The organism is Gemmobacter caeruleus, assembly GCF_008271655.1.
Lineage (GTDB): Bacteria > Pseudomonadota > Alphaproteobacteria > Rhodobacterales > Rhodobacteraceae > Gemmobacter > Gemmobacter caeruleus.
Genome location: NZ_VKKX01000033.1, coordinates 66,360 through 83,529, shown reverse-complemented (window position 1 = coordinate 83,529; position 17,170 = coordinate 66,360). Strand labels below are relative to the sequence as shown.

Below are 17,170 nucleotides of genomic sequence, written 5' to 3'. Positions count from 1 at the left end.
CAGATCGCGCCCGCCGGCAGCAGCCGGTCGCGGTCGCCCCCGCGCGTGCCTTCAGCCGGGTGTCGGGGTGTCGAGGGGGATCACGTCCACCGCCTGCGTGCTGTCCTGCCCACCGGCGGAGCGCAGCGCGCCACGCACCGGCGCCACATCGGCATAGTCGCGACCCATTGCCACGGTGATGTAATCCTCGCCCGCCCATTGCGCATTGGTCGGGTCATATTCCACCCATCCCTGCGCCGCCCCGCACCAGGCGGCAACCCAGGCATGCATGGCATCCACCCCCTCCAGCCGAGGTTGGCCCGGCGGCGGATAGGTGCGCAGAAACCCCGAGACATAGCCCGCCGGAATGCCAAGCGCGCGCAGCCCCGCGATCATGATCTGCGCGAAATCCTGGCAAACCCCGCGCCGCAGGGCAAAGGCCGCCTGCGGCGTGGTGCCGACATCGGTCGCCTCGGCGTCATAGGTCATCACCTCATGCAAGGCGCGACCGATGGCCTCGACCGCGGCGCGGGTGCTGGGGGCAGGGGGAAGGGCGGCGCGGACAAAGGCGGTAATCTCTGCCTCGGGTGGGATGCGGGGCGAGGCACCAAGGAAATGCAGCGGCGAGGCCGGTTCAAGCCCCGCCTGTTCCAGATCCGCCGCCAGATCGGCCAGCGGCGCCGACAGGTCACTGACGGGCTGGGGGTGCCGCTCGGCCCGGGCGCGCAGGCGAAAGCTGATCTTTTCGACCGGCTGATGCCAGGCGACGGTGGTCATGGCATTGCCAAAGAAATCCTGCTGGTCGCGACGTTCATCGGGGGGCGGATCGACTGTCAGCAACCGCGCGGTGACGGTCTGCTGCGGTGTCTCCAGCGGCAAGAGCCGCAGGATGTTGCGCGCATGGTCCGAAGGTGCGTCATAGTGATAGTCGATGGTCAGCTGGATGTCATAGCGCATCGGCTACCTCAGGAAAGACAGCGCGAGCAGGTCGAACACCTCGGCCAGGCGGGCGCGCAGGTCGTCAAGCTGCGCGGGCGTCACGTCCGACGGCCCGAAGACCCGCAGATCGGTATCGAGCAGCAGCAGGGCGCGTTCCAGGGGCGACAGGCGCCCGCCGCTGCCGGCCTGCGGCAGCTTGCCGACATGGTGGCGCATCTGCGCAATCTGATACAGCACCGAGCGCGGGTTCTGCGCATCCAGCAGCAGCAGATCCAGCACGGTCTCGCGGCTGGGGCCAAAGCGGTAGCGGCGCTGATGCGTCATGGTGCTGTCGCCGATCTCGATCGCGACATCCAGCGTGCCGGGCGGGGCAGCGGGGTCGGCAAAGGCCTGAAGCGACATCAGCGTGCCATCGGCGCGTTCCTGCGCCCGGCCCAGCGACAGAAAGCGCCAGCCGGCAAAGTGATACATGTTTTCATGCACCAGCCCCGAAAAGCCCGAGATCTTGCGCAACAGGATCGACATGGCCAGCGCGGCGTCATCGCCATCGCTCACCTTGGCGGCCAGCTTGTCGGCGGTGCGCGCCAGATCGTTCAGCGCCCCCCAGCCATCGGGCGAGAAACGGTCGCGCACGCGCGCGGCCGAAATGCGTGCCGCCCCGATCAGCAGTGCGAGCCCTTCGGGGATCGGCAAATCAGGGTTGAGCCCGCGCGCCGCCATATGCGCCGACATGAGTTGCAACCGCGGCTCATCGCGGTCACCGGTCTCGGCCAGCCGCAGATGCCAGGCGCGCAGCAGGCGGATCGCGCCTTCTGTCCGTTCGATATAGCGGCCCAGCCAATAAAGGTTGTCGGCCGCGCGTGAAGGCAGGATGCCGGGCGGGCTGCGCTCGAAGCTACTGCCGGGGACCAGACTGTCGGGCGCCACGGCGCGCGGCGCCACCACCCAGACATCGGCGACCGACCCGCCCGCCTGCATGGCCAGCGCGGTCGTATCGTCGGATTTGCCGATGCGGGCATAGCCGCCGGGCATGAAGGTCCAGCCCTCGGGGGTGCGGGCGGCAAAGACGCGGATCGTCATCGGGCGCGGCACCAGGCGCCCCTCGCTCCAGGCCGGGGTGGTGGACAGGGTGACCGCCTCTTGCCCGACCAGCCGCGACCCTTCGCGGGCCAGCCATTCGGGCAGGGGGCCGGGGCTGGCACTGCCGCGAAATTGTCCGCCCAGCACGGTTTCGGCGCCGATCGCAAAGGGCAAGGCCGGATCAAGCGCCGCGCCGATCATCATGCCGGCCGCGTTCTGTTCGACATAGGCGCGTTCCAGCGGCTGACCGCACCACCAGGTCGCGATATTCGGCAGCTTGAGCGGCGCGCCCAGCAAGACCTCGCTGATGCGGGGCAGGAAGGCCATCATCGCCCGCGCCTCGATCACCCCTGAGCCGAGCGCATTGACCAGGCCCAGATTGCCCTGCCGCAGCGCCTCGATCAGGCCGGGGGTGCCGATCTGCGAGCCCTCGTTCAGTTCCAGCGGATCAGCGAATTCGCTGTCGATGCGGCGCCAGAGCAGGCCCAGCGGCTCCAGCCCCCGCACGGTGCGCACCATGGCTTCGCCGTCGCGCACGATCAGATCCTCGCCCTCCAGCAGGGTCATGCCAAGGTAGCGGGCGATATAGGTATGTTCGTAATAGGTATCGTTATTCGGCCCCGGCGTCAGGATCGCCATGCGCCGGCCCGGCCCGGCCTGATCCTCCATCGCCTGCCGGAAGCCGCGAAAGAACCCGGCCAGACGCCGCACATTGGCGCGGGGGAACGGGTCGGAGAAGATGCGCATGGTCGCCATGCGGTTTTCCAGCGCGAAGCCCGAACCGGAGGGCGCCTGCGCCCGGTCGCCCAGCACAAAGAACGACCCGTCGGGCGAGCGCCCGATCTCGAAGGCCAGATGATGCAGCCAGTGGCCCGACCGTGGCACAACGCCGACCAGCGGGCGCAGCCAGCTCGGGTTCTGCGCGACAAGTTCGGCCGGCAGATGACCCTCGGCCACCAGACGCCCCGGGCCGTAGAGATCGGCCATGACCTGTTCCAGCAGCTCTGCCCGCTGGGCCAGCCCGTCGCAGATGCCCTGCCAGTCGGCATCGGAAAGCAGCACCGGCACATGCGACAGCGGCCATTCGCGCTCTTGCGCCGGGCCGCCGCTATAGAGCCGGAAATAGACGCCCGCATCGCGCAGATACTGCTCGCCCCGGGCAAAACGCGCCGCCACATCCTCGGCCGACAGGCCGGCCAACTGGGCGATGAAGGGCGCCCAGACCGGCCGCATGACGCCCTGCGCGTCGAACAATTCGTCCGCCACGCCGGGTTGCGGCACATAACCCCGAAGGATTTCGGGCAGATCGGGGGCGGCGGTGGCGATGTTCATGCCCCCGTTATATCCATGGCGCGCGCCGCAGGTCGAGCGTCATCGGAAATTCCGGATGCGGCGCCTCGGTCGCGGGGACATAGCTGCCGGGCGCATGGCCATGCGCCTCGAACCGTGCCAGCCGCCGTGCCTCGGCCTCGTATCCGTTCACGGGGAAGGTGTCGTAATTCCGCCCGCCCGGATGGGCGACGTGATAGACACAGCCGCCGATGGCCCGGCCCGACCAGTCATCATAGATGTCAAAGGTCAGTGGCGCATTGACCGGTAGGACCGGATGCAGGGCGGCCGCCGGCTGCCAGGCCTTGAACCGCACGCCCCCCACGCTTTCGCCGCTGGTCGTGGTGCGGGTCAGCGGCACCGGGCGGCGGTTGCACATGATGCGGTAGCGGTCTTGCGACAGGGTGGTCATGCGCACCTGCAACCGTTCGACCGAGCTGTCGGTATAGCGCACCGTGCCGCCGATGGCACCGGTTTCGCCCAGCACATGCCACGGCTCCAACGCCTGCCGCAGTTCCAGATGCACGCCCTCCACCTCGATCTGACCGCAGAAGGGAAAGCGGAATTCGGCCTGCGCCTGATACCAGACCGGATCCAGTTTGAACCCATGTTGCGCCAGATCGTCGAGCAGCGACAGGAAATCGGCCCAGATGTAATGCGGCAGCATGAAACGGTCATGCAGCACCGTGCCCCAGCGGACCGGCTTGCCCCGCACCGGCGCCTTGGCGCAGCGCGCGATCAGCGCCCGGATCAGCAATTGCTGCGCGAGGTTCATGCGCGGATGCGGCGGCATCTCGAAGCCGCGGAATTCCACCAGACCCAGCCGCCCGGTCGGGCCATCGGGCGAATAAAGCTTGTCGATGCAGATCTCGGCCCGGTGGGTATTGCCGGTCACGTCGATCAGGATGTTGCGCAGCAGCCGGTCCACCAGCCAGGGCGGCGGCAAGGGGCCGCCCGCCACCGGATCGCCGATCTGGGCCAGCGCGATTTCCAGTTCATACAGGCTGTCATGCCGCGCCTCGTCGATGCGGGGGGCCTGGCTGGTCGGGCCGATGAACAGGCCCGAGAACAGATAGGACAGCGAAGGGTGCCGCTGCCAGATCAGGATCAGCGATTTCAGCAGATCGGGGCGGCGCAGAAAGGGGCTGTCTTCCATCGTGGCGCCACCGACAACCACATGGTTGCCGCCGCCTGTGCCGGTATGGCGCCCGTCGATCATGAACTTGTCGGCGCCCAGACGGCTTTGCCGTGCCTCCTCATAGATTGCCTCGGTGGTGGCGACGCAATCTTCCCAGCTATGGGCGGGGTGGATGTTCACCTCGATCACGCCGGGATCGGGCGCCACGCGGATCACATTCAGCCGCGCGTCATGCGGCGGGGCATAGCCCTCGATATGCACCGGCAGGTTCAGATCGGCCGCCGTCGCCTCGGCGGTCGCCAGCAATTCAAGGTAATCCTCCAGCGTCTCGCAGGGCGGCATGAACAGACAGAGCCGCCCGTCGCGGGGCTCCATCGCGATGGCGGTGCGCACCCAGCCTTGCGCGGGGTCCACGCCCATCTGCGCCACGACCGGCTGTCGGCGGCCGGTATCGGCCTTCACCGCGCCCGGCTGGGCGAAATCGGCGCTGACCTCGGGCAGCATGGCGGCCTGCTCCAGCGCCTCCTCTCGCGCCAGACGGTCGATTTCCGCCTGCACCTCGGCGCGGCGGGCGGCGAGCGCCGCGTGGAAATCGGGCAGCGGCGCCAGCGGGATCGAGGTATCGGCCGGATAGCTGTAGGGATATTGCGCCGGCGGGATATAGGGCAGCCCCGCCAGCGGCAGGCGATAGCCCACCGGGCTGTCACCGGGCACCAGGAACAGATGCCCGCGCCGGGGCTTCCACATCTCCGACCGCCAGCGTGGTCCACTGGCCTGCGATTGCCAGCGCTGGATCGGCAGGACAAAGCCCGACGGTTCGGTCAACCCGCGCGAAAACACCCGGGCGAAGCGCGACCGTTCCTCGGCATCCTTCAGCTTGCTGTTCTCGGGGCTGACATTGGGCGGTAGATTGGCCTCTTTCAGGATCCATTCCGCCGGATCCTCATAGGCGGGCTGCGCGTGTTCGGGCGAAATGCCCAGCCGTTCGGCGAACCCCTCCATGAACCGCCCCGCCTCAGCGGCGCCGACCTGGTAATCCTGCGCCTCGCGCGCGACGAGATCGGGGTTCTGCCAGACCGGCATCCCGTCGCGCCGCCAATAGAGCGAGAAGGTCCAGCGCGGCAGGCTTTCGCCGGGATACCACTTGCCTTGCCCGTAATGCAGGAAACCACCCGGCGCAAAGCGGCTGCGCAAGCGGCGGATCAGGTCATCGGCGCGGTCGCGCTTTTGCGGGCCGACGGCAGCGGTGTTCCACTCTGCCCCCTCGAAATCGTCGATCGACACGAAGGTCGGCTCGCCCCCCATGGTCAGGCGCAGATCGCTGTCGCGCAGGCTTTCATCCACCTTCCGGCCAAGCGCGTTCAGATCCTCCCAGGCGGTATCGCTGAAGGGTTTGGTGATGCGCGGATGTTCGGCGACCCGCCGCACCTGCATGTCGAAATCGAAGCTGACCTCGGGCGTGCCGACCGCCGAAAACCCGCCCGAGATTGGCGCGGCGTTGCGGTAATGCGGGGTGGCCGCCAGCGGAATATGGCTTTCGCCGGTCAAAAGGCCGCTGGTCGGATCCAGCCCGATCCAGCCCGCACCGGGAATATAGACCTCCACCCAGGCGTGAAGATCGGTGAAATCGACCTCGGTCCCCGAAGGGCCATCAAGCGATTTCACATCCGGCGCCAACTGGATCAGATAGCCCGAGACAAAGCGCGCCGCGAAACCGAGATGCCGCAGCGCCTGCACCAGAAGCCAGCTCGAATCGCGGCACGAGCCGGATTTGGCATGCAGCGTCTCTTCGGGGGTCTGGACGCCGGGCTCCATGCGGATGGTGTAATTCACCACGCCATTCACCCGCGCATTCAGTGCCACCAGAAAATCGGTGGTGCGGGCCTTGTCGCGCGGCACGGTTTCCAGAAACGATTCCAGCAGCGGGCCGGCGGGTTCTGGCGTGCGGTAGATCACCAGATCATCGGCCAGATCGCGCGGATATTCAAAGGGCCAGAATTCGGCGCTGTCTTCGACGAAGAAATCGAAGGGATTATAGACCGACATGTCGGCCACCAGATCGACCTCGATCCGAAATTCGGTCACGGGCTCGGGAAAGACGAACCGCGCCAGCCAGTTGCCATAGGGATCCTGCTGGTGGTTCACGAAATGCCCGCCGGGCGACACCTTGAGACTGTGCGACAGCACCTTGGTCCGCGATTGCGGCGCCGGGCGCAGCCGGATGATCTGCGGGCCCAGCGTCACCGGGCGGTCGTATTTGTAATGGGTCAGGTGATGGATGCTGGCATGGATCGCCATGATGGGGCCCCTGTTGGTCGCGCTGGCCCCAGTCTAGTCAGCGCGGACGGGGCTTCTGCCCATCCTGCGCGCTTTGCGCCCCTTGTCACGCAAAACCGCCGCCCGATTGGGCGGCGGTGCTACAAATGCCCGTTTTTTGGGCAGATTAGCTGAGCGGCGCCAGCAAGGCGCGAAGCGCGGCGGCGGGGTCATCTGCCGTCCAGATCTCTTCGCCCACGCCGAAAAAGTCGGTGATCGGGCCCAGCTTTTCGACCAGGGCGGCGGTCAGCGCCCCTTCGGCCACCACCGGCACCTCGATCATCTCCGACCACCACTGAAACAGATCGGCTTCGGCGCGCGACCCGTCGCCCAGCGGCGTCTCGCCTACGGGGCCGAAGCTGACATAATCCGCGCCGGCCTCGGCCGCAGCCATGCCTTCGTGGCGGGTGGTGCCGCAAAAGGCGCCGATGATCGCATCCTCGCCCAGATCCTTGCGCAGCTTGCGCACATTGCGCCCGCCATCGGTCAGGTGAACGCCATCGAGGCCCAGACGTTCCACCAGCAGCACATGACGCTCGATCACCAGCGCCACGTCGCGGGCATGGCACAGCTCGCGCAGCGCATCGGCGGCGCGGGCCACGCGATCCTCATCCCGTGCGGCCAGCGCCAGCCGCACACAGGCAACCTCGGCGCTGTCCAGCACGGCGGCCAGCCGGTCGGGAAAGAGATCGAGATCGAATTCGGGCGGGGTGACGATGTAAAGCTGCGGGCGGTCGGCGTCGGACATGCGATGGCTCTCGGGCGAATGGGTGCGATTTGCCGCCCTTTACCGGGTTTTCGGGGCTTTGGCTACTTTTGGCGGCAGCGCCCGCACGCAGTCGAGCGCCAGCGCCATCAGCGCCCCGCGCGTTGCATCCTGTGCCAGCACCTCGGGCGGGCATTCGGCCATGCCGGTCATGGCGCGGCCCGCCATCGCCATCTGCGCGACGCCCGGCAGCGTCAGCGCCTGGTCCATCCGTTCCTTGCCGAGGCGGAACATCGCGCCGCCCTTGTGGACGCCGCAGACCATGTTGCCGCCGATGAGAAAGGCCAGACCCCCGAACATCTTCTGTTCGGTGAACGCCGCATCGCCCAGATCGTCGCGCAGCAATTGCGCCAGCCCTTCCTCATAAGCCATGGCCCGCTCCTTGTTTTGCTGGGGGTTTGAGCGTAAGGCGTCCGCGCGGCAAATCCAGAGGAAACGCATGACCGACCCCGTTCTCATCCTCGTGCGGCCCCAGATGGGCGAGAATATCGGCGCGGCGGCGCGGGCGATGCTGAATTTCGGCCTGACCCGGATGCGCATCGTCGGCCCGCGCGACGGCTGGCCCAATCCGCGTGCCGTGGCCATGGCCAGCGGCGCCGGCCGTGTGCTGGATGATGCGGGCCTGTTCGCCGATCTGCCGGCCGCCATCGCCGATTGCGATTTCGTCTTTGCCACCACCGCCCGCGGGCGCGAGTTGACCAAGCCCGTGATGACCCCCGAACGCGCGATGGAATATGCCCGCGCGCTGAGCGCCGAGGGCAAGCGCGTCGGTATCCTGTTCGGCCCCGAACGTGCGGGGCTGGAGAATGAGGATGTCGTGCTGGCCAATGCCATCGTGACCGTGCCGGTGAACCCGGATTTCCCCTCGCTCAATCTGGGCCAATGCGTGCTGCTGATGGGCTATGAATGGGCGCGGCAAAAGGCCGAGGTCGCCCCCGAGGTGATGAACTTTGCCCGTACCGAATATGCCCGCGCGCATGAGGTGGAGGCACTGGCCAATCATTTCGAGGAGCGGCTGGAGCAGGCGGGCTTTTTCTTCCCGCCGGCCAAGGCGCCGGGGATGAAGGTGTCGCTGCGCAACATGTGGTCGCGCCTGCCGCTGACCACGGCCGAGGTGCGCACCTTTCACGGCATGTTGCGGCAGATCGCCTTCAAGCTGGGTCAGGCCAAAAGCGACCCCGGCGAGGGCTGAGGCGGGCGGGTGGACCGGCGTGCCCCGTGTCCGATTTGAACGAACGACCTTCGCTTTACAAGAGCGCTGCACTACCACTGTGCTAACGGGGCCACGCCGGAACGGTTTAGCGGCGTGGCGGCTGTCTGGCAAGGGCGCGTCTAATAGGCCCCGGCCATGAAAGCCCCCGACAGGAGTGTCATGACGATGATCCGCAGATCAAGCCAGATCGTCCAGTTGTCGATGTAGAGATTGTCGTAAAGCCCCCGGTCCGTCATCATGCGGATCGCGCCCTCGGCGGTTTCGGGCGTGCCGCGCAGGCCGCGCAGCTGCGACAGGCCGGTGATGCCCGGCTTGACGCGGTGGCGGTGGTGCCAGTCGGGCACGACCGCCTCGAACAGCACCTCGTGAAAGTGGAAATGCAGCGGCAGGGGGCGCGGCCCGACGATCGACATATGCCCCGCCACAACGTTGAAAAGCTGGGGCAATTCGTCGATCGAGGTCTTGCGCAGAAAGGCCCCGATCCGGGTGATGCGGGCATCGTTGCGCAGGGTCAGCAGATCGCCGCGCCGGTCGGTATCGCGGGCCTTCATCGTGCGGAACTTGAGCATCGCGAAGGGCTGTTGGTTGCGCCCGTCACGCGGCTGGGCAAAGAAGACCGGGCCGCCATCCTCCAGCTTGATCAGCGCGGCGACGATCAGCATCGGCACTGCCAGCACCGCCAGCGCCGACAGGCCCAGCAGCAGGTCTAGCCCGCGCTTCAACCCCTCGCGCGTGCGCGACCGCAGCGGGCCGCGCAGCAGGATCGGGCGGTCGGGGGGCTGACCCGGTTCGCGGCGCAGATGCCAGATCGGCAGGTCGAACATCGACAGCGCCCGCACCAGCCGCAGCGCGCGTTCGTCGCGCGCCTCGGGCAGGACCAGCAGCACCGCGTCGATCCGCCCGGCCCGCAGCGCCGCGGCGATGGCCTGCGCCACCGCGCCGGTGCCCGCGGCGATGTCCTGGCTCTCGATCACCGTCATCGCGACCGGCACCGGCCGGCCCAGCCCCTGCGCCAGCCCGCCGGCCCTGCCATCGGTCACGACCGCCATCCGCAGCCCGGTCGCAGGGATCGCCAGTGTCACCCCATAGGTCACCCCGGCCGCCAGCAGCGCGGCCAGCGCCAGAAACCCCGCCAGCGCCAGAAAAGAGGGCGGCGCCCCGCCGGGGATCAACCGCAGCAGGATCCAGGGCAGGCTGGCCAGCACCAGCCCCTCCAGCACGCCGATCACCCGGCGCGGCGTGTCGCCCAGCCGCGTGGGCGCATATTCCGCCAGCGTATACTGCGCCAGCACCAGCAGCAGCCCCAGTCCGAAGGCGTGAAAACTGCCCGTTCCCGCCGGCGCCAGCGCGGCGGCCAGCCCCCCGGCCAGCCAGACCGCGCCCAGTTGCGCCGCGGCCAGCAGAAACGGCAGCGCCCCGCGCAGCGGCTGCGGTACCGGATCGGGCCGGTCCGAGGTGGCGGGCGGAAACAGGCAGGCATGGCTGCGCCACAGATAGCGCCGAAAGCTGCGCAGGTGATGCGCGCGCAGCCGCGTTTCGCCACGCTGGGCCGAGCTGCGCTGATGGTGATGCAAGAACTGCAACTGCGGATCGACGACGATCTTCAGCCCCGCCCGCCGCAGCCGCAGGCAGAGATCGACATCCTCGTAATACATGAAATAGCCGGGATCAAAGCCGCCAAGCGCCGCAAAGGTGCTGCGCCGGATCAGCATGAACGACCCATAGACCCAATCGACCTCGGTCGGGCCGTCCAGCGGCCGGTCCTCCATCATGTAGCGGCGATAAAAGCCGGGCTGGCGCGCCCAGTCCTGCACGCCAAAGCCGCGCAGCGCGGTGATCGCTGCCGTCGGAAAGTGCCGGAAATTGCGCTGATCGCTGCCATCTTCGTTCACCAGCCGCGCCGCGACGATGCCACAGGCGGGGTCATCCTCCAGCAGGCGCAGCGCCTGTGCGAGATCGCCGGCATGATAGGCCGTGTCGGGGTTCAGGATCAGCAAGACCCGCCCCGTCGCTATTTCCGCACATTTATTCATGTTTGCGCCAAAGCCCATCGGCTGCGTATTGTGCAGCAAGATCAGCCCCGGGTGCAGACCGCCGATCCGGGTGGCGAAATCGGGTTCGTGCAGGTTGTCCAGCACGATCACCTCGTGCCGCAGGCCATGCAGCGCCGCCGCATCCAGCGAGGCCAGACAATCGCGCACGAAATCGCCATGGCCATGGCTGACCAAGAGGATCGACAGATCCGGCGCGGCGGTCTGGGACGCGGTTTCGGCAAAGCGCTGTCCGATCGTCATGGCAGCCGCTCCGCGATCAGGCGCAACTTGCGTTCCACCCGCACCGACCAGTCATGCCCCGCCATGGCGCTGGCCCGCGCGGCGCGGGTGACGGGGCTGGCCAGTTGGGCCTCGCAGGCGGCGATGAATTCCTCGGGTGTGTCACCCACGGCGACCAGCGACCGCAGCCGCCGCGCCACCGGCACGTCGCGCCCCACCACCGGCAAGCCGGCCGCGAGGTATTCGTAGCATTTCAGCGCATCGCCATTGCGCGTGATGTCATTGAGCGGAAAGGGCATCAGCCCCAGATCCATCCCCTTCATGAAGCCCGGAATGCGCGCATAATCCTGCGGGCCAAGGATATGGACATTGCTGACCCCGCCGAATACCGCCGGATCAAAGCCGAACCAGACATAGCCCACAAAGGCAAAAGACCAGTCGGGCCGCAGCCGCGCCATGGCGGCGATCAGCGGTATGTCGATCTTCCACGGGTCGAGCCCGCCGAAATAGCCGATGACCGGGTGTTTCAGCCCGGCAATCGCGGCAGGCACCGGGGTTTCGGGGCGCAGGGCCTGACCAAAGAACCCGATATCGGCCCCGCAATTCACCTCGTGCGTGTCGGGGTTGGTGGCGCGACGCGGCGCGCACAGCTCCTCGGTCACCGCAAAGACCAGATCGGCGGCGGCGCAAACCTCGGCATCCAATTGGCGCACGGTGCGTCGCTGCGCCTCGGTCCGGGCCAACGCGGCATCGTCATCGCCGCATTCATAGATTTTCAGCCGCGCCGGAAAATCCCGCAGCAGCGTGCCGGTGTTATACATGAAGCTCCACAGGCAGATGTCGCGAAAGCCCAGCCGCCGCGTCACCCGCCGCACCAGCCGCGAGAGCAGCCGCCCGCTGATCCGGGCGGCGGCGGGGTGGCGCGACTGGCCGATCATCGCCAGCGGTGGCGGGCGATAGACCCAGATATTCGGCTCCACCTCGCGCAGCGCCGTGCCGGCCGCGCGCTTGCGTTTCTGGATACGCGCGCTGCGCACCCAGGAGGACAGCGATTCAAAAGGCTCCACGACCAGAACGCGATGCCCCAGCCGCGCGAGATGGCGGATGGTGTAATCGGGGTTCGAGGCGACAACCCCCCAGTTCGACACCGCGATACAGACAAAATCCAGTGTGCCGGGTGCAAGAACGGGCGGAGGACGCGAAACGCCTGTCGGGCGTTCATCCTGCATTAGTGAACATTCCTTCGTTTTTCTGCGGCAATCAGTCCGAAATAGCCAAGGGATTTGCAAAAGGGGATCGTGTTCAAACCGTGGTCCAGCCCGCGCAGCGTGCGTTCGGCAAGCGGCGAGCGCAGGAAGGGCAGATAGGCACCCATGCGCAGGAACACCACCTGCGGAAACAGATGCCGCAATTCACCGTCAAAGCTGCGGCGCAATTGGGCCAGACGGCGCTTGGTCAGCGGATATTCGTCACTGCTGGAGGCCTTTTCGATGCCAAAACGGCCGGGCAGCAGCGCCCGCGCCGCCATCAGCAGCGGATTGAGGCCCATGGATTCGATAAAGGCCGCCTTGCCGCCAGGGCGCAGCACGCGGCCGACTTCGGTCGCGGCGCGGTGCAGATCGAGGTGATGCAGGACGCAGCTGCCGGCCACCGCGTCAAAGCTGGCATCGGGGAAATCCAGGTTCTCGCAATCCATCACGCAAAAACGGCAGCGCGGCGATACGCCTGAAATCACCGCGCGATGCTGCGCCGTGGTGACCGAACGGGGAGAGATATCGACCCCCGTCACCTCGGCGCCGCGATGCGCCAGTGCGACCGACAGAAAACCCCGGCCACAGCCCAGATCCAGCACCCGCAGCCCGGGCCGCAGGTCGATATGGGCGACGATCGCGTCAAGGAAGACGGCCATGTCGAAATGATCGAGCCAGGGCATCGTGCGGTCATGCCCGTCCTGGCGCTGCACCCGCAGCGTGTGGTCATCCGTCTCGGCGCGGTCCGCGACATCATCCCAGAAGGCGGCCTCGCGGTCCTGCTTGGCGGCGGCTCTGTGGTCGGGCATGGGCATGGGTTTCTCCCGCATGCGGTTTCACTTGGTAGAGACGATGGCCTCGGGCAGCGCGCCCTCCGCCTCGCCAATGGTCAAGGCGCCTTTGCGATCGGCGGCCAGATACCACAGCCGCAGCACGCCATTCTGCACCACGGCCGACGGCGCCAGCACCTGATGGCCGTCCCGGTCGCGCCGCTTGCCCTTGTCAATCAGCGGGCGCGCGCCGAAATCCCAGGGTCCGTCGGGCGAGGGGCCGGTTGCCACGCCAATGGCGCGATCCTCGTCGTGCAGGCCGGTATAGAACAGCAGGAACCCGCCTTCGGGGTTGGGCACCAGCCAGGGTTCGGCCAGCCCGTCACGCCGCCAGCCCTTGAACTGCCCCGGGCGGGCGATCGGCTCGGGCGATTTGGTCCAGTTGCGGCCATCGCTTGACGTGGCGCCCAGCAAGAACACCCCGCCTGAGCCTATGCGCGAAAAATCGCTGTAGGCATGGCCGACATAGACCATGTGATAGGTCGTGCCGTCGAACCAGATCGACGGGCTGTAGATCGCGTCATTGTCATACCAGCCGGGCGTCGGTCGCATCACCGGATCGTCGCTAACCCGGGTGAAATTTCGCCCGTCGGCCGAGGTTGCCATCCATAAGGCCGCGGGAAAGCCCTTGGCCGGCACCCCCTCGTCGCGATAACCGGCGAAGAACAGCTCCCATTGCCGGCCGTGGCGCACCAGTTCGGCGCTCTCGACATTCTGATCCCAGGCATCGGGCCGCCCGGCCATGATCATGCCCTTCACCGCGCCGCCCCCGCCCTCGGGCTGCCAGGACCGCCCGTCGGAGGAGACCGCCCGCGCGATCACCGTGCGGCCGGTTGTCATGTCCAGATCGGTATAGACCATGACCAGCCCGCCCTCGGTCACCTCGATGCTGGGATCCGAGGCGATGATGGTGCCGCGATAGAACTTCCCGCTCTTGCGCATGGCGGGCGAGGTCTCGGCCATGGCCGCATCAAGGTGCAGTGGCACAAGAGGAATTTGCGCCAGACCGAAAAAAATCATGCAACTGTATAAGGCACCACATTGCCATGCGAAACGCATAATGCAGCCCCGTTATTCAAATGAATGGCAGCCCTGACGAGCTTGACGAAAGTAAGGTCAGCTTATACCCTTATTACGTTCAATCAATATTTTTCTGCGTAACGGTTTCTGCCGGAAATGTCTTGTCAATCCGTCGGTAGCGGCCGGGGCGTTTAATTTTCCGAGGCCTGCATGAAATATGACAGCTTTGCCGAAATTCCGGTGGTCATTCTCTGCGGTGGCGAAGGGACGCGATTTGGCGCCCTCACCCAGGATACGCCAAAGCCGCTGATTTGCCTGGGGGAGGAGCCGATCCTGGTGCATATCATGCGCCATTACGCCAGCTACGGCTTTCGCAAATTCATTCTGTGCATCGGCTACAAGGGGCTGATGATAAAAGAATATTTTCTGGAACGTGAATTGCGGCAACGCGATTTGCGGCTGCATATGTCGGATGGTCGGCAAGAGTTCCTCGGCCAGTCGCAGCATCTGGATTGGGAAATCACCTTTGCCGAAACAGGCGCGACTACGCAAACCGGCGCTCGCGTAAAACGTGTGGCGCCGCATATCCGGCACGATCGTTTCTGCCTGACCTATGGCGATGGCGTTTCGGATATAAACCTCGCCTCGCTCATGTCCTTTCATCTGGCGCATGGCAAGACCGGCACGCTGACCGGCGTTCATACCCGGTCGCAATTCGGCGAATTGATTTGTCAGGGTGATTCTGTGCGCGCATTCGTCGAAAAGCCGCCGCTGAAATCGCTGGTGAATGGCGGATTCTTCGTCTTTGAACAACGATTTCTGGAAACCATCGGCAATGATTCGGAGTGCATTCTGGAAAAGGAGCCGCTGGAATCACTGGCAGAGCGTGACGAATTGAAGGTCTATGATCACGCCGGATTCTGGCAGTGCATGGACACGTTCAAGGATTACCGGATGCTCAACGCGCTCTGGGCGGACGGCAATGCGCCCTGGCGGGTGCCGGACGGGCAGGGATGACGGCGCTGGTCACCGGGGCGTCGGGCTTTGTCGGCTGCTGGCTGACCGCGACGCTGGCCGCCGATGGTATTCCGGTCGTGGCGCAGATGCGCGGCGCGCCCTCGGCGCTGTTTTGCAGGTTGGGTCTGGTGGATCACCCGCAGGTGACGCCCGTGATCGACCCCGATATGACCGGGGCGGTGGCGCGGGCCGCGCCGGACATGGTGTATCATCTGGCAGGCTTCAGCCAGATCGGCGCGGCGATGCAGAACCCGCTGACCGTCTATGAGGCCAATGCCCGCACCACCTGGACCCTGCTGGAGGCGCTGCGCCGCCATGCCCCCGCCGCGCGCTGCGTGCTGGCCTCGACCGACAGCCTTTATGGCGAGACCGGCGGCCAGGCCGTGACGGAGGAGGCCCCGCTGCGTGCGCAAGGCCCCTACGAGATCAGCAAGCATATGGCCGAACTGGCGGCGGTCAGCTTTGCCCGCACCTATGGCCTGCCGGTGACCATCGCGCGGCTGGGCAATGTCTATGGGCCGGGCGATGCCAATGGCGCGCGGATCATCCCCGGCATTGCCGCCGCCGTCCGCGCCGGCGTGCCGCCGCAACTGCGCGGCGGCGGGCGGGCGGTCCGGGCCTTGCTGAATGTCATGGATTGCGTAGCGGGGCTGCGGCTTCTGGTTGCGCGCGCGGGTGAGCCGGGCATTGCCGGCACGGCCTTCAACCTGTCAGGCGACCCGCCGATGACCACGCTGGAAATCACGCAGACCGCGCTGCGCGCCTTTGGCCGGCCCGACCTGCATCCGGTCATCACCGATGACGCGCCGGGCGAAACCTCGGTCAAGATTTCGAATGCCGACCGGCTGCGCGCCCTGGGCTGGGCGCCACAGATCAGCCTGTCGCAGGGATTGGCCGGGGTAATGGCCGATTGGGGGCGGGACGCATGACCACCATTGCCGAAACCTATGCCGGCTGTCCGGTGTTTCTGACGGGCCATACCGGCTTCAAGGGGGCGTGGCTGGCGCTCTGGCTGACGGAACTGGGCGCGCGGGTCAGCGGCTACAGCCTGTCGGTTCCGACACAGCCTGCGGCCTTTGATCTCATGCATCTGGCCAATCACCTGACCGACGGGCGCGGCGAGATCGCCGAGGCCCCGGCCGTCCGCGCCGCCATGGCCGCTGCCGCGCCGCGCATCGTGTTCCACCTCGCCGCGCAGCCCATCGTGCGGGCAGGGTTCCGCGATCCGGTCTGCACGGTGATGACCAATGTCGTTGGCACGGTGGCGGTGCTGGAGGCGGCGCGGCATTGCCCCACGGTTCAGGCGGTGGTCGTGGTCACCTCGGACAAGGTCTATGCCAATGACGGTGGCCCCTGGGCTTTTCGCGAGGGTGACCGCCTGGGCGGACACGAACCCTATGGCACCAGCAAGGCCGCGGCCGAAATCGTGACCGAGACCTATCGCGCGGCCGCCTTTCACCGCGCGGCGGGGTCGGTATCCGTGCCGCGCATCGGCACGGCGCGGGCGGGCAATGTGATCGGCGGCGGCGATTGGGCGGCGGATCGGCTGATCCCCGATTTCGTCCGCGCCATCGCCGAAGGGCGCGACCAGACCATCCGCCAGCCCCGGGCCACCCGCCCCTGGCAACATGTGCTGGAACCGCTGGGCGGCTACCTTCTGTTCGGCGCGGGGTTGCTGGCCGGGGCGGATCTGCCCCCCGCGCTGAATTTCGGCCCGACCGAAACCAGAATGCCGGATGTGGAGACAGTGGCCCGGCATTTCGTGGCCGAGATGGGCGCGCCCGCCACCCGCGTCATCGTGCAAGAGGATCCGCAGGCCGGCGAGGCGGCGGTGCTGCGCGTCGATTCCAGTCTGGCGCAGCGGGTTCTGGGCTGGCAGGCGGCCTGGCCCGCCAGCCGCGCCATCGCGGAAACCGCGGCCTGGTATGCCGCCCATGCCCGGGCGGAGGACATGCGCGCCACCAGCCTGCGGCAACTGGCGGCCTATCGCGCGGAAAGCCCGGTCGCCGCGCTGCGCTGA

At 66.9% G+C, this 17,170-nt stretch carries 13 protein-coding genes and 1 tRNA gene; 4 read left to right on the top strand and 10 right to left on the bottom strand.

Annotated features, from left to right (window positions below):
- Window positions 1-51: 51 nt before the first annotated feature.
- The 5 genes from FOA17_RS11050 to FOA17_RS11030 all read right to left on the bottom strand — a co-directional run bounded on the left by FOA17_RS11050 (window position 52) and on the right by FOA17_RS11030 (window position 7,919).
- Window positions 52-936, bottom strand: a complete 885-nt coding sequence (locus FOA17_RS11050) for a transglutaminase family protein (protein WP_149141552.1) — start codon at window positions 934-936, stop codon at window positions 52-54.
- 3 nt (window positions 937-939) lie between these two features.
- On the bottom strand, window positions 940-3,330 hold the full coding sequence (locus tag FOA17_RS11045; RefSeq protein ID WP_149141551.1) for a circularly permuted type 2 ATP-grasp protein: 2,391 nt from the start codon (window positions 3,328-3,330) through the stop codon (window positions 940-942).
- 7 nt (window positions 3,331-3,337) lie between these two features.
- Window positions 3,338-6,763, bottom strand: a complete 3,426-nt coding sequence (locus tag FOA17_RS11040; RefSeq protein ID WP_149141550.1) for a transglutaminase family protein — start codon at window positions 6,761-6,763, stop codon at window positions 3,338-3,340.
- Window positions 6,764-6,908: 145 nt separating this feature from the next.
- The gene (locus FOA17_RS11035) at window positions 6,909-7,529 is read right to left on the bottom strand and encodes a thiamine phosphate synthase (RefSeq protein ID WP_149141549.1); all 621 of its coding nucleotides are present in this window, start codon (window positions 7,527-7,529) and stop codon (window positions 6,909-6,911) included.
- A gap of 39 nt (window positions 7,530-7,568) precedes the next feature.
- Complete coding sequence (locus FOA17_RS11030) at window positions 7,569-7,919, bottom strand: TfoX/Sxy family protein (RefSeq protein WP_149141548.1); 351 nt, start codon at window positions 7,917-7,919, stop codon at window positions 7,569-7,571.
- Between the two features lie 67 nt (window positions 7,920-7,986).
- Between FOA17_RS11030 and FOA17_RS11025 the strand changes: the two genes are divergently transcribed.
- Window positions 7,987-8,739 (top strand): RNA methyltransferase, encoded by a 753-nt coding sequence (locus tag FOA17_RS11025; RefSeq protein WP_149141547.1) that lies wholly within the window; start codon window positions 7,987-7,989, stop codon window positions 8,737-8,739.
- Window positions 8,740-8,759: 20 nt separating this feature from the next.
- Here FOA17_RS11025 and FOA17_RS11020 read toward each other — a convergent pair.
- From FOA17_RS11020 to FOA17_RS11000, 5 genes are all read right to left on the bottom strand, one after another.
- Window positions 8,760-8,831: transfer RNA gene (locus tag FOA17_RS11020), tRNA-Thr, on the bottom strand.
- A gap of 48 nt (window positions 8,832-8,879) precedes the next feature.
- The gene (locus FOA17_RS11015; RefSeq protein ID WP_149141546.1) at window positions 8,880-11,054 is read right to left on the bottom strand and encodes a sugar transferase; all 2,175 of its coding nucleotides are present in this window, start codon (window positions 11,052-11,054) and stop codon (window positions 8,880-8,882) included.
- Window positions 11,051-12,262, bottom strand: coding sequence for a glycosyltransferase (locus FOA17_RS11010; protein ID WP_149141545.1), 1,212 nt, complete (start codon window positions 12,260-12,262; stop codon window positions 11,051-11,053). The genes FOA17_RS11015 and FOA17_RS11010 overlap by 4 nt, the downstream gene beginning before the upstream one ends.
- Window positions 12,262-13,092 carry a class I SAM-dependent methyltransferase gene (locus tag FOA17_RS11005; protein ID WP_162528237.1) on the bottom strand — a complete coding sequence of 277 codons (831 nt, stop codon included), beginning with the start codon at window positions 13,090-13,092 and terminating at the stop codon, window positions 12,262-12,264. Before FOA17_RS11005 ends, FOA17_RS11010 begins: the two co-directional genes overlap by 1 nt.
- Before the next feature lie 27 nt (window positions 13,093-13,119).
- Window positions 13,120-14,100, bottom strand: coding sequence for a glycoside hydrolase family protein (locus FOA17_RS11000; protein WP_149141543.1), 981 nt, complete (start codon window positions 14,098-14,100; stop codon window positions 13,120-13,122).
- 243 nt (window positions 14,101-14,343) lie between these two features.
- On the opposite strand from FOA17_RS11000, the gene FOA17_RS10995 reads away from it, so the two are divergent.
- The 3 genes from FOA17_RS10995 to rfbG are packed head-to-tail and all read left to right on the top strand — an operon-like array spanning window position 14,344 to window position 17,170.
- On the top strand, window positions 14,344-15,150 hold the full coding sequence (locus FOA17_RS10995) for a sugar phosphate nucleotidyltransferase (RefSeq protein ID WP_203232312.1): 807 nt from the start codon (window positions 14,344-14,346) through the stop codon (window positions 15,148-15,150).
- Window positions 15,147-16,079 carry an NAD-dependent epimerase/dehydratase family protein gene (locus FOA17_RS10990; protein WP_149141542.1) on the top strand — a complete coding sequence of 311 codons (933 nt, stop codon included), beginning with the start codon at window positions 15,147-15,149 and terminating at the stop codon, window positions 16,077-16,079. Before FOA17_RS10995 ends, FOA17_RS10990 begins: the two co-directional genes overlap by 4 nt.
- Window positions 16,076-17,170 carry a CDP-glucose 4,6-dehydratase gene (rfbG, locus tag FOA17_RS10985; RefSeq protein ID WP_149141541.1) on the top strand — a complete coding sequence of 365 codons (1,095 nt, stop codon included), beginning with the start codon at window positions 16,076-16,078 and terminating at the stop codon, window positions 17,168-17,170. The genes FOA17_RS10990 and rfbG overlap by 4 nt, the downstream gene beginning before the upstream one ends.

Excerpts from the sequence above, each read along its gene's own strand:
- FOA17_RS11050 (WP_149141552.1), bottom strand. The coding sequence starts at position 936 with ATGCGCTATGACATCCAGCTGACCATCGACTATCACTATGACGCACCT.
- FOA17_RS11045 (WP_149141551.1), bottom strand. The coding sequence starts at position 3,330 with ATGAACATCGCCACCGCCGCCCCCGATCTGCCCGAAATCCTTCGGGGT.
- FOA17_RS11040 (WP_149141550.1), bottom strand. The coding sequence starts at position 6,763 with ATGGCGATCCATGCCAGCATCCATCACCTGACCCATTACAAATACGAC.
- FOA17_RS11035 (WP_149141549.1), bottom strand. The coding sequence starts at position 7,529 with ATGTCCGACGCCGACCGCCCGCAGCTTTACATCGTCACCCCGCCCGAA.
- FOA17_RS11030 (WP_149141548.1), bottom strand. The coding sequence starts at position 7,919 with ATGGCTTATGAGGAAGGGCTGGCGCAATTGCTGCGCGACGATCTGGGC.
- FOA17_RS11025 (WP_149141547.1), top strand. The coding sequence starts at position 7,987 with ATGACCGACCCCGTTCTCATCCTCGTGCGGCCCCAGATGGGCGAGAAT.
- FOA17_RS11015 (WP_149141546.1), bottom strand. The coding sequence starts at position 11,054 with ATGACGATCGGACAGCGCTTTGCCGAAACCGCGTCCCAGACCGCCGCG.
- FOA17_RS11010 (WP_149141545.1), bottom strand. The coding sequence starts at position 12,262 with ATGCAGGATGAACGCCCGACAGGCGTTTCGCGTCCTCCGCCCGTTCTT.
- FOA17_RS11005 (WP_162528237.1), bottom strand. The coding sequence starts at position 13,092 with ATGCCCGACCACAGAGCCGCCGCCAAGCAGGACCGCGAGGCCGCCTTC.
- FOA17_RS10995 (WP_203232312.1), top strand. The coding sequence starts at position 14,344 with ATGAAATATGACAGCTTTGCCGAAATTCCGGTGGTCATTCTCTGCGGT.
- FOA17_RS10990 (WP_149141542.1), top strand. The coding sequence starts at position 15,147 with ATGACGGCGCTGGTCACCGGGGCGTCGGGCTTTGTCGGCTGCTGGCTG.
- rfbG (WP_149141541.1), top strand. The coding sequence starts at position 16,076 with ATGACCACCATTGCCGAAACCTATGCCGGCTGTCCGGTGTTTCTGACG.